At 67.9% G+C, this 11,841-nt stretch carries 9 protein-coding genes; 3 read left to right on the plus strand and 6 right to left on the minus strand.

From position 1 onward, the window contains the following. Positions 1-137 precede the first annotated feature (137 nt). Positions 138-680 (minus strand): hypothetical protein, encoded by a 543-nt coding sequence (locus NR101_RS10055; protein WP_256775142.1) that lies wholly within the window; start codon positions 678-680, stop codon positions 138-140. A 137-nt stretch (positions 681-817) separates the two neighbouring features. Here NR101_RS10055 and NR101_RS10060 point away from each other — a divergent pair, with 137 nt between their 5' ends. Then, positions 818-1,069, plus strand: a complete 252-nt coding sequence (locus tag NR101_RS10060) for a DUF3297 family protein (RefSeq protein ID WP_256775141.1) — start codon at positions 818-820, stop codon at positions 1,067-1,069. 179 nt (positions 1,070-1,248) lie between these two features. On the opposite strand, the gene NR101_RS10065 is transcribed toward NR101_RS10060, so the two are convergent. The 4 genes from NR101_RS10065 to NR101_RS10080 form a co-directional block, all read right to left on the minus strand. After that, positions 1,249-2,892, minus strand: a complete 1,644-nt coding sequence (locus tag NR101_RS10065) for a Na+/H+ antiporter (RefSeq protein WP_256775140.1) — start codon at positions 2,890-2,892, stop codon at positions 1,249-1,251. A gap of 110 nt (positions 2,893-3,002) precedes the next feature. Continuing rightward, positions 3,003-3,653, minus strand: a complete 651-nt coding sequence (locus NR101_RS10070) for a phospholipase (protein ID WP_256775139.1) — start codon at positions 3,651-3,653, stop codon at positions 3,003-3,005. Continuing rightward, a complete protein-coding gene (locus tag NR101_RS10075; RefSeq protein WP_256775138.1) occupies positions 3,650-4,447 on the minus strand; it encodes a class III extradiol ring-cleavage dioxygenase in 798 nt (265 codons plus the stop codon). Before NR101_RS10075 ends, NR101_RS10070 begins: the two co-directional genes overlap by 4 nt. Positions 4,448-4,484: 37 nt before the next feature. After that, complete coding sequence (locus NR101_RS10080) at positions 4,485-4,895, minus strand: DoxX family protein (protein ID WP_256775137.1); 411 nt, start codon at positions 4,893-4,895, stop codon at positions 4,485-4,487. A 96-nt stretch (positions 4,896-4,991) separates the two neighbouring features. Here NR101_RS10080 and NR101_RS10085 point away from each other — a divergent pair, with 96 nt between their 5' ends. Continuing rightward, entirely contained in the window at positions 4,992-5,873 is an 882-nt protein-coding gene (locus NR101_RS10085) for a LysR family transcriptional regulator (RefSeq protein WP_256775136.1), read from the plus strand. Between the two features lie 301 nt (positions 5,874-6,174). Here NR101_RS10085 and NR101_RS10090 read toward each other — a convergent pair whose 3' ends face one another. After that, the gene (locus NR101_RS10090; RefSeq protein WP_256775135.1) at positions 6,175-9,126 is read right to left on the minus strand and encodes an EAL domain-containing protein; all 2,952 of its coding nucleotides are present in this window, start codon (positions 9,124-9,126) and stop codon (positions 6,175-6,177) included. 295 nt (positions 9,127-9,421) lie between these two features. Here NR101_RS10090 and NR101_RS10095 point away from each other — a divergent pair, with 295 nt between their 5' ends. Next, positions 9,422-11,545, plus strand: a complete 2,124-nt coding sequence (locus NR101_RS10095) for a M13 family metallopeptidase (RefSeq protein WP_256775134.1) — start codon at positions 9,422-9,424, stop codon at positions 11,543-11,545. Positions 11,546-11,841: the final 296 nt, after the last annotated feature.

An 11,841-nucleotide genomic window follows, 5' to 3' on the forward strand; every position in this document is an offset into this window, starting at 1 on the left:
GTGCCGGCCGCTGGCCGGCAACCTCATGAACCTGCCAGCGCACGCTGCGTGCCGGCCGTTGGCCGGCACATGCTGTCAGGGGGCTTTTACGCCGGATGCGAGGGGCAGCCGACCAACGGTCGGCTCTACCGGTCTCTTCAGAACGGGTCGCTGCCCGGTCGCACTTCCACGCCCAACAACGAGCACAGCGCCAGCATCGCGTCGTCGTCGCGGCTGAGCGCCATCCAGCCGGCCAGGCCGTCGTTGCCGGTGTCCACGCTCCACAGCGAGTAGTTCTGCTCGCGCAGGCGGTCGTAGGCGGTGCCCATCAGCACCGAGGCATCCACCTTGGCGGCGAAATCCTCGTCATCCAGGTCGCCGCCCCAGTCCAGCTGCAGGTTCCAGCGCGCGGACAGCTCGTTGACCGCCGACATCAGCGCATCGGCATCCTCACGGTCCACCTCGAACCCGGACTGCCAGGCGATGGCGGCCATCAGCGGCGGCAGCCAGTCGGCTTCTTCGTCGATCTCCTCGCCTGCTTCCAGCACCGCCTCGCGCCAGCGGTTGAACTGCTGCAGGCCCAGCTCTTCGTCGCCCGGGTTGATCAGCACGAACAGGTTCCAGATCCGCGCCTCGAAATCGTCTTCGTCGAAATCGCGCTCTTCTTCTTCGAAGTCGAAATAATCGCTGTTGTCAGGCATGACCGGTATTCCTGTAGGCAGGCGGGCATTCTGCCGTGCAGTGGCGTTGGCAGGAAGCGAAATTCGGCCACGGGGCCGCCGCGGTTTATCCTGTACGTCTGGAAGATGGCCGTGGTGGCCATTACGACGCACTGACCATGAGCGATACCCCTCCCGATCACCTGGCGATCAACCCGACCAGTCCCTTCCATGATGGCCCCGCGCTGGAGCGTGGCGTCGGCATCCGTTTCAACGATGTCGAGCGCGACAACGTCGAAGAATATTCGGTCAGCGAAGGCTGGATCCGCGTACAGGCCGGCAAGGCCCGCGACCGCCGTGGCAACCCGATGACCATCAAGATCAAGGGCACCGTGGTGGCGTATTACCTGGACCAGAAGCCGGACGCCTGATCGACCGAACGGGGGTAGAGCCACCCCATGGGTGGCTGCTTTCCGGGCCGGGCGCAGGCCAGACCTTCGGCGTTGCGACAGCCACCCATGGGGTGGCTCTACCCGTCGGTCGGGCGCAGGCCGACATCGGGCATTGCGACAGCCACCCATGGGGTGGCTCTACCCTCCGGATTTATGGTTTACCCGCGCTGGCGGGTTTCCAGCAGGTCCAGGTTGCGGATCAGGCGGCGCGAGACCTCATCGGAGATCGTGCCGCGCCGGGTCAGCCGGAACAGTTCCTCGCGCTCGGCGGTGAGCCCGGCGCCGCGCAGCTGGCGGTAGCCTTCTTCCATCCGCCGCACCTTTTCCGGGTCCGCATCGGGTCCGTCGTCCTTCTCCAGGTTGCGCTGGTACAGCAGGCTCACCCGCGAGGCGGCGTCGTTGTACAGCTGCACGTTCTCGGTGGTCTGGTTCTGCACCAGTTGCTGGCGCATGCGTTCCACCCCGGCCAAGGCCGCCTTGGACGCCAGTCGCCGTGCCAGGTCCTCGGCCTTGCGCTCGCCCGAATCGGCCGGCAGCTCCAGGCCCTTGAGCAGGCGCGGCAGCGCCACGCTGGCCGCCACCAGCGAGAACAGGATCACCGCCGCCGCCAGGAAGATCACCAGGTCGCGCGCGGGGAACGCGCTGCCATCGGGCAGGAACAACGGCAGGGTGAGCACGCCGGCCAGGGTGATCGCACCGCGCACGCCGGCCACCGAGGTCGCCACGACGATGCGCCACGAGGTGCCTTGCCGTACTTCGCCGCGATGGCGGGCACGCAGGACGCTCCAGCGCAGCGACACCCACACCCAGGCCAGGCGCAGCACGATCAGCGTCAGGTTGATCACCACCACGTACACCAGCAACCACCACGCGCTGTGGTGGCCGCTCTCGCTGACGGTGGTGATCGCGCGATCGACGATGCCCGGCAGCTGCTCGCCGAGCAGCACGAACATGATGCCGTTGAAGCTGAACTGCAGCATCCCCCACACCGCCGCGCGCTGCACGCGCATGCTGCCGGAGACGCGACCGGTCAGCTCGACGTAGCTCATGGTGATGCCGGCGGCCACCGCCGCCAGGATGCCCGAGGCATTGGCTTCTTCAGCCAGCAGGTAGGCCGCGAACGGAATCAGCAGGTTGACCAGCAACGCCGCGCCCGGCTCTTCACCGAAACGCCGCCACAGCCAGCGCTGGAACGTCGATACCCCCAGGGTCACCGCCACGCCGATCGCCAGACCGGCCAGCGCCACCCACAGGAAGGTCAGCGAGGCGGTCGCCAGCGAGAAGCTGCCGGTCATCACCGCGGCCACCGCGAAGCGGAAACAGACCAGGCCGGACGCATCGTTCAACAACGACTCGCCTTCCAGGATGTGCATCAGGCGCTTGGGAATCGGCGCGCGCGAGGCGATTGAACCCACCGCCACCGGATCGGTCGGGGAAATGATCGCCGCCAGCGCGAAGGCCACCGCCAGCGGCATCACCGGGATCATCCAGTGGATCAGGAAGCCGGCGCCGACCACGGTGAACACCACCAGCCCGAGCGCCAGCTCCAGGATCACGCCCTTGTCGCGGAACAGGCCCTGCTTGGGAATACGCCAGCCGTCGAGGAACAGCAGCGGTGGCAGGAACAGCAGGAAGAACATTTCCGGTTCCAGCGCGTGGCCACGGTTGAACACCCCGGCGATCACCGCGCCCAGCCCGATCTGCACCAGTGGCAGTGGCAAGGACAACGGCAATACCCGGACCAGGTAGCCGCTGGCGACAACGGCCACCAGCATCGCCAGGACGACTTCAATGGTATGCATGTATTTTCCAGTGGACGGCGCGAGGGGGAGGCTGCGAGGCAGCCGGCGCCGGAAACTGCAAAAAAACTACCACACCCGTCCGCCGGAGCGAACGCCGACGCGGCCCAGGCTCAGTCGCTGGACAGCAGCTGACGCGCGCTCCAGGCAGTGACTTCGGCCTGCATTGCCGGCGTCAGCGCGTGATCGGCCGCGTAGCTGCGCAGTGCGTGCGCTACGCCCAGCGCCTGCAGACGCGCCGATGCAGCGGTAGCCAACGCGAACGGCAACGTGCGGTCATCGCGTCCGTGCAGGATCAGACCCTGCACGCCACGGTGGGCGATGTCGGCCGGGATGTGCGGTGCGATCTCCGGCAGGATGCGCCCGGACAGGATCGCAAACTGCCGCGCCACCTGCGGTGCCGTGAGCGCGATGCCTGCGCTCATGATCCCGCCCTGGCTGAAGCCGGCCACCAGCGTGTGCGCGGCATCGATGCCGAGCTGCGCCTGCTGGTCGCGCACGTACGCGATCAACAGACGACGGCTGGCCTCGGCCTGTGCGGGATCGATCACCGGCCCGTTCGCGCCGAACTGCACCGTGAACCAGCCGAAGGCATCCGCTGCGAACGCGAGCGGACCGCGTGGCAGCAGCACCTGCAAGCGTGGATCCAGCCCATGGGCCAGCGCCTGCAGTGATCGTTCATTGCTGCCCACGCCATGCAACAGCACCACCAGCCCCTGCGCCGGCCCCGTGGCCGCACGTACCACCGTATGCAGGCTGCTCACGCAGCCGCTTGGCCGTCGAAGCGATAGATGTCCATCGCCAGGAAACCGGCATCGATACCGGCATCGATGCGCTGCGCGCCCAGCACCTCGCCGCCGGCCGCGCCCATGGCCAAGTGCAGCGGCTGCAGGTGCTCGTCACTGGGGTGCGCCTGCACCGCATGCGGCGCGCGGGCGCGGTAATCCAGCAGCGCGGCACTGTCATTGGCCTCCAAGCGCTGTTCCACCCAGTCGATGAAGGGGCGCACGTACGGCGCTTCCTTGCCCTCGGCGTAGTTACCCCAGTCGTGCAGGTTGTGGGTGATGCTGCCCGAACCGATCACCAGCACACCCTGCTCGCGCAGCGGTGCCAGCGCGCGGCCCAGTGCGTACTGGTGGGTCGGCCCCAGCAGCGGCTGGATCGCCAGCGGTACCACCGGGATGTCCGCCTGCGGGTACAGGAAGCGCAGCGGCACCCACGCGCCGTGATCCAGGCCCCGGCGTGGATCTATCGCGGCAGGCAGGCCGGCAGCATCCAGCCGTGCGGCGATCTCGGCCGCCAGCGCCGGATCGCCCGGCGCCGGGTACTGCAGGTCGAACAGCGCCTGCGGGAAACCGCCGAAGTCGTGGATCGTCGGTGGCTGCGCATGCCCGCCCACCGCCGGCTGGTGGGTGAGCCAGTGCGCCGAGGCCATCACGATCGCGCGCGGACGCGGCAACTGCTTGGCCAGCGTCGCCAGGCGCTCGCCGACCAGACCGGGGTTGAGCGCGGTCATCGGCGAACCGTGGGAGATGTACAGCGAAGGCAGACGGGACATCACAGACTCCAGGAGAAGAACATCGATGCAGCCGCGCTCAGCGCGACACCAGCGTCCACTTGCCATCGCCGATGCAGAACAGCACCAGCAGTGCGAACGCCCAGAACGCCGGGTATTCCCAGCCACCGCCGGCATTGGCGAAGCTGAAACCGTTGGCGCCGTGCACGCTGACGATGGTGCCCAGCAGCAGCGGCACGCCTGCCAGCCCGACCCAGCGCGCGTAGATGCCGAGCAGCAGCGCGGCGGCCAGGGTGAGCTCCAGCGCGATGGTCAGGTAGCCGAGCGCACCGGGCAGGCCCAGCGAGGCGAAATAGGCCGCGGTGCCGGCCGGGGTGAACACCAGCAGCTTGGTCAGGCCGTGGACCAGGAACAGCGCCCCCAGGCCCCAGCGCAGCAGGCTGGCACCCAGCGGGGCAAGTGCGGAAACACGTACAGGGGACGGTTGCATGGGGCACCTCGCGGATTAGGATGGGGACAGGTTATTGCGCTCAGCCACAGCGATAAATACGATCAGACGACGCTGTTTATTACGGGAAATGAAACAATGGACACTCTCGAGGCGATGCGTGTGTTCGTGGCCGTGGTCGAGCGCAATGGCTTCAGCGCGGCGGCCCAGGCGCTGGACCTGTCCACGGCAGGGGTGACGCGGCAGATCGCGGCGCTGGAGAAGCGACTGTCCACCCGTTTGCTGAACCGCACCACCCGCCGGGTCAGCCCGACCAGCACCGGTGCGGCGTATTACGCGCAATGCGTGCAGCTGCTGGCGCAGTTCGACGCGCTGGAGGCCGGGATAGGCGCGCAGGCGCTGGAGCCGTCCGGGCTGCTGCGGGTCAACGCGCCGGTGAGCTACGGCATCGCCCGGCTGGGCCCGCTGCTGGCCGGCTACCGCGCCCGCTACCCGCAGGTGCAGCTAGAACTGTCGCTGTCCGACCGCCTGGTGGACATGGTCGAAGAAGGCTACGACGTGGCCCTGCGCATCACCCGCCAGCCGAGTCCGGCGCTGATCGCTCGCAAGCTGGCCGATACCCACATCACCCTGTGCGCGGCACCGGCCTACCTGGACGCGCATGGCCGCCCGCAGCAGCCCGAGGACCTGGCCGAGCACGAATGCCTGGGCTACAGCTACTGGGGCGGCGGCGACAGCTGGCCATTGCGCGGGCCGCGCGGCGACGTTTCCGTGGCGGTGCGCGGCGGCCTGCGCGCCAACAATGGCGATGTCCTGCGCGAAGCGGCGCTGGCCGGGATGGGCATCATCCTGCAGCCGGATTTCCTGGTCGGCGACGCCCTGGCTGACGGTCGCCTTGAACGCTTGCTGCCGGAGTGGGACGTCGCCCCGATCGGTATCTACGCGGTGTACACCAGCCGCAACCACCTTGCTCCGAAGGTGCGCAGCTTCATTGATTACCTGGTGGAAGCGTTGGGCTGAGGGTGCGCGCCTGGGTGCGTTGATCTATGCAAACAGCAGCGCTTCTGTTTTCCGGAAGGCGGGGCCCGGGTAGGGCTCGACGGGACACGCCGTGGACCCATCCATGGGGGCTCGTACACGGCATCCATGCCGTGCACGGTCCCGTCGAGCCCTACCCGGCCCCCCTCTGGACGGATAGCGGCGTGCGGTTGGGCCAGCAAAGAGAAGCACCGCCGCAGCTATCGCTGTTGATCCTCCCTCCGCAGCGTGCAGCCCGCTGTGCGGAGGGCGCCGGGAAAGGCGCCGCTTTTTGCCGTCAGCGCTACAGCGCGTCGACGGTATCCAGCCGGGCGATCACCTCGGCCAGCGGCGACGGCCGTCCCAGCAGGTAGCCCTGAACCTGATCGCACCCATGCGCCGCCAGCCACTGGTGCTGGCCCGGCGTCTCCACGCCCTCGGCGATCACCGTCAGCCCCATGCTGTGCCCCAGCGACAACAGCGCACGGCAGATGGACGCATTGCGCGGATTGGTTTCCACGTCCGCCACGAAACTGCGGTCGATCTTCAGGATGTCCAACGGCAGGTGCTGCAGATAGGACATGTTCGAATAGCCTGTGCCGAAATCATCCAGCGAAATGCAGATCCCCTGCTCATGCAGCCGCTGCATCGTCTGCTTGGCCTGGGCCGGCTTGCGCATCAGGCTGCTCTCGGTCAGCTCCACCTGCAGCGCCCCGCGCTCCAGCCCGAACTCCTGGCTGGCGCGCGCGAACTCGGCCACCAGATCGCTGTTGAAGAACTGCACCGCCGATACATTCACCGCGATAGGCAACGGCTTGCCCGCATCGGCCAACTGCCGCTGCGCCGCCGCCGCCGCCCGGATCACCCAGCGTCCCAGCGCCAGGATCAGCCCGGTGTCCTCGCACAGCTGGATGAACTCGCCCGGCGGAATGAAACTGCCGTCGGCCTGCGGCCAGCGAAGCAAGGCCTCCAGCGCGGCCGGCGTGCCATCGCTGGCATGGCAGATCGGCTGGAAATACAGCTGGAACTCGGTGTCGATGGCGCTGTGGATGCGACCGGCCAGGCGCAGTCGCTCGGCCAGGCGCGAGGTCACCGTGTTGTCGAACCACGCAATCACGCTGCCCTCGTCGCGCGCGGCATGCGCGGCCTGCGCCGCCATCCCGATCACCTGTTCGGCCGGCACGTTGTCGCCATCGAACTTCACCGCCACACCGATACGCGGCTCGAACTGATGCAACCAATCCTGCCCGCGCACCGGCTCGGACACGGTCTGCACCAGCGTGTCCAGCGCGGTCTGGCGCTCGTGGTCGTCGCGGATGGCGAAGATGAAATCCTCCGCCGGCTGGAACGCCAGCAGTCCGTAGCGCGTGCCCAGCCCGCCCAGGCGTTTGGCCATGGCCTGCAGCACCACCTCGCCCACCTCGCGGCCGAGCGTATCGGCGACCAGCTGCAGGCCACGGAACTGCACGTAGGCGATCGTGTAGCTACCGCCCTCCTCGTCCAGCTGCGCGGCCAGCGCGCGGGTGTTGAGCAGGCCCGTGGCCGGGTTATGGGTGGCGTGGTAGGCCAGGTCGCGCTCGTAGGCCAGCCGCTCGCTGATGTCCTCGGCCAGCACCAGGCAGGCCTGGCGGCCATCGAAATCCAGCCGCGACAGGTGCGCGCGCACTTCGAACAGCGTGCCGTCCTTGCGCCGGTGCATGCGTATCTGGGCGTCCTGCGGGTCGCCCAGCGTGGCCCGCGAAATCGCGCCACGGATCTCATCCCAGCCTTCGCGCGGGCGGATGTCGAGGATGCTCATCGACAGGAATTCATCGCGGCTGTAGCCGTACTGCTGCACCGCCGCTTCGTTGACTTCCATGAAGCGCAGCGTGTCCGGGTCGAACACCCAGAACGGCGCCGGGTTGCGGTCGAACAGCAGGCGGAACTGGCGCTCGGCCTGCTGCACCCGCGCCAGCGCCTGCACCCGCTCGCTGACATCGGTCAGCGCGCCGATCATGCGCCGTTGCCGGTCCACCACCGCCACCCGCTGGCCGCGCGCCGACACCCAGCGCGTGGCGCCACCGGGCAACACCACCCGGAACATTTCATCGAGCACGCCATTGCCGGCGAAGGCCGCATCGAAGGCCTGCTGCATGCGCTCGGCATCCTCGCGGTGCACCCGCGCGAAGAAGGCCGCCACCGGCAGGCTCTCGATATCGATGCCGAAGATCTCGCGCGCCAACGGCGACCAACGCAGCAGCGAGGCATCCTCATCGACATACCAGGTGCAGACCTTGCCGACCTGATGGGCCATCAGCAGTTCGGCATGGCCGGTGCGCAGTTCCTCGGTCAGCGCGTCCTGGCTGCGGGTGGCGCGGCGCAGGCTGACATACACCAGCGCGAACATGCCCCAATACAGCAGGTACAGCGCCACCGAGGCCTGCACGTAGGGCCACCACGGCGCGAGCACGTCATCGCGTCCCAGCCCGGCATACACCGCGATCGGGTACTGGCCCAGCGTGGTCAGCGTGGAAATGCGCTCGATGTTGTCGATGCTGCTGGTCTCGATGCCCAGCGGAGTGACCGCATCGCGGCGCAGCATCTCGCGCCTGCCCAGGCTGAAGCGCTGCCCGGTCAGCCCCACGGCGTCCGGACTGCGCGCCAGCACGTAGCCCTGCGCGTCGGTGATCGAGATGACGCCGTGCTCGCCGGTATCCAGCCCGCCGATGATCGACTGCAGCTCGCTGGTGTGCAGCCGGCTCAACAGCCAGCGGTCATCGCCCATGCGCAGTGCCAGCGGCAACACCCAACGCTGTGCGTTGCGTTGCTGCGGCGGGCCCATGTACAGGCGGCTCTCGCTGCCGCGATTGGCGTCGGTAACCCACAGCGGCAGGTACAGGTCGCCACTGCCGCTGGTCAGTGCGCGGCCGTACTGGTCCACCACCACGATGCTGTCCAGTTCGGCGTGGCGCTGCAGCACGCCGCTGATCGCATCATCAAGCAGGTCAGGCGCCTGCGCCGGCACCCGCTCGAACAGCAGCGCGCCGTCCTCGGCGATGCCCAGCATGGCCCGTTCCAGATTGCGCAGTTCCAACCGCAGCAGGCGCTGCGAACCGGCGGCGAGCGCCGAGCTCTGGCGCTGCGCAGCTTCCTGGCGGCGCTGGTAATCGTTGCCCAGCATCGCCGTCAGGCCCACGGCGAGCAGCACGCCCAGGCCGACGCCCAGCCACACGATCGTGCGCAGTGGACGCGCCAATGCGTGGTTCAACGCGGGCATCGACGACCTCTCCCGCAGCGATGGGCTGACTTCATGCGTAACGCTTCCTGGTTTCCCCAAACCTGAGCGGCCGAAGCCTGGGAATCTTGACCGCTCCGTTAAGCGGTCCGACGCCTTGACACGCAGCATGCACCAGCGCGTGCGGCACGGGAAGGCCCGGATGTGCCGGATCGGGCCGTTCACGTTGACAAAGCCAAGGCGCGCCCCAACCGCCGGATGCAACGGCCGGGGCCGGCGCAACCAGCCCGGGCCGGGGAGATTAGACTTGGGGTTTCCTCCGTTGCCTGAGACGTCCATGCCCACGCTGCGCCGCCCCACCCTGATGCTCGCCATTGCCGCCAGCCTGTCGCTGGGCCTGAGCGCCTGCGACCGCGACGCGGCCGCCCCTGCCGCCACCGCGCCGGACACCGCCGCCACCGCCGCACCGGCCGCGCCCAAGCCGCAGCTGGGCAGCTTCGGCTTCGATGCCGCCGGCATGGACCGCAGCGTCGCCGCCGGCGATGACTTCTTCGGCTTCGCCAACGGCACCTGGGTGAAGAACACCGAGATTCCCGCCGACCGCTCCAGCTACGGCAGCTTCAATGTCATCTCCGAGAAAACCCTGGCCGATACCCGCGCCATCCTCGAAGGAGCCGCTGCCGATACCAAGGCCAGCGGCGAGACCAAGCTGATCGGCGACTACTACGCCGCGTTCATGGATGAGGCCGGCATCGAATCGCGCGGCGTGGCGGCGGTGAAGCCGGAGTTGGACGCGATCGGCGGCATCGCCGACAAGGCCGCGCTGGCCACCACCCTGGGCGGCACCCTGCGCGCCGACGTGGACCTGCTGAATGCGACCAACTTCTACACCGACCGCCTGTTCGGGGTGTGGGTGTCGGTGGACCTGCTGCAGCCGGACCGCAACGCGCCCTACCTGGTGCAGGGCGGCCTGGGCTTGCCGGACCGCGATTTCTACCTGCAGGGCGGCCGCATGGCCGAGTTGCGCAAACAGTACCAGACCTATATCGCGCAGATGCTGCAGCTGGCCAGCGTCGCCGATCCGGCGGCCAAGGCGCAGCGCATCCTGGCGCTGGAGACCAAAATCGCCCAGGCCCATGCCTCCCAGGAAGACACCAACGACGTGGCCAAGGGCGCCAACGCCTGGAAGCAGGCCGACCTGAGCGCGAAGGCGCCGGGCATGGACTGGCCGGCCTTCCTGGCCGGGGCCAAGCTGGATGCGCAGCAGGACTTCATTGTGTGGCAGCCCAAGGCCGTGGCCGGCATTTCGCGCCTGGTGGCCACCGAGCCGCTGGACGTGTGGAAGGACTACCTGGCGTTCCACGCGCTGGACCGCGCCGCGCCGTACCTGCCCAAGGCCTTCGCCGACGCGCGCTTCGCCTTCCACGGCACCACCCTCAACGGCACGCCGCAGCAGAGCGAGCGCTGGAAGCGTGCGGTGGACGACAGCAACCACGCCGTCGGCGAGGCGATCGGCAAACTGTACGTGGAGCGTCACTTCGACCCGGCCACCAAGGCACGTGCCGATGAAATGGCCAAGAACATCATCGCCGCGTTCGCCAAGCGCATCGATGCGCTGGACTGGATGTCGCCGCAGACCAAGGCGCACGCCAAGGCCAAGGTGGCCGGGCTGACCGTCGGCATGGGCTACCCGGACACGTGGCGCGACTACACCGGCCTTGAAATCAAGCGCGACGACGCGCTGGGCAATGCGGCACGCGCCGAGCAGTTCGAATACCAGCGCAACATCGCCAAGCTCGGCAAGCCGGTGGACCACAGCGAGTGGGCGATGCTGCCGCAGACGATCAACGCGATGAACGTGCCACTGGAGAACCGGCTGGTGTTCCCGGCCGCGATCCTGCAGCCGCCGTTCTTCGACGGTGCGGCCGACGATGCGGTCAACTACGGTGCGATCGGTGCGGTGATCGGCCACGAGATCAGCCACGGGTTCGACAATGCCGGTGCGCTGTTCGATGAGACCGGCAAGCTGCACAACTGGTGGACGCCGGACGATCTGAAGAAGTTCAACGCGGCCGGCGATGCGCTGGCGGCGCAGTTCAGCAGCTACCAGCCCTTCCCGGGCGTGTCGGTGAACGGGCGTCTGACGCTGGGCGAGAACATCGCCGACGTAGCCGGTCTGGCCACGGCCTACGATGCGTACCAGTTGTCGCTGCAGGGCAAGCCGGGGCAGACTGTGGAAGGCTTCACCCCCGATCAGCGCTTCTTCCTGGGCTTCGCGCAGGCCTGGCGCAGCAAGGCGCGCGAGCAGGCGTTGCGCAATTCGCTGCTGACCAACGTGCACGCACCGGGCCAGTTCCGCGCGCTGACGGTGCGCAACCTGGACGCGTGGTACCCGGCCTTCGAGGTGAAGGAAGGCCAGAAGCTGTACCTGGCACCGGACAAGCGGGTCAAAGTGTGGTGATGGGTTTTATCGCGTTGCGATGAAATGCAGGGAAACGGGCGCTTCGGCGCCCGTTTTTTTTGTCTTCCTGCTGCAGCGTTCTGCATTGAAGAGCAGAAGCCAGATCAATAGCAGAGGGTGTGCGCTTCTACTGGCTTGGGCGGGTACGGGCGGAAGTGTGCCGTTGCGCACCGAAACAGCCGAGGGAAAATCGCCGCGCAGGCCCGCATCGGACCGTGATTCTTGAAGTGCGCCTCTTCGCTTCTTTGCCCCGCGCTTCTTTGCTCTGTGTCTGTGCCCTTCGCTTTGTGCCTTCA

Origin of the sequence: Stenotrophomonas sp. Ste86 (assembly GCF_024519465.1) — a bacterium.
GTDB lineage: Bacteria > Pseudomonadota > Gammaproteobacteria > Xanthomonadales > Xanthomonadaceae > Stenotrophomonas.

Bases quoted from the DNA above. Each gene is read 5' to 3' on its own strand.
- NR101_RS10055 (WP_256775142.1), bottom strand. From the start codon at position 680: ATGCCTGACAACAGCGATTATTTCGACTTCGAAGAAGAAGAGCGCGAT.
- NR101_RS10060 (WP_256775141.1), top strand. From the start codon at position 818: ATGAGCGATACCCCTCCCGATCACCTGGCGATCAACCCGACCAGTCCC.
- NR101_RS10065 (WP_256775140.1), bottom strand. From the start codon at position 2,892: ATGCATACCATTGAAGTCGTCCTGGCGATGCTGGTGGCCGTTGTCGCC.
- NR101_RS10075 (WP_256775138.1), bottom strand. From the start codon at position 4,447: ATGTCCCGTCTGCCTTCGCTGTACATCTCCCACGGTTCGCCGATGACC.
- NR101_RS10080 (WP_256775137.1), bottom strand. From the start codon at position 4,895: ATGCAACCGTCCCCTGTACGTGTTTCCGCACTTGCCCCGCTGGGTGCC.
- NR101_RS10085 (WP_256775136.1), top strand. From the start codon at position 4,992: ATGGACACTCTCGAGGCGATGCGTGTGTTCGTGGCCGTGGTCGAGCGC.
- NR101_RS10090 (WP_256775135.1), bottom strand. From the start codon at position 9,126: ATGCCCGCGTTGAACCACGCATTGGCGCGTCCACTGCGCACGATCGTG.
- NR101_RS10095 (WP_256775134.1), top strand. From the start codon at position 9,422: ATGCCCACGCTGCGCCGCCCCACCCTGATGCTCGCCATTGCCGCCAGC.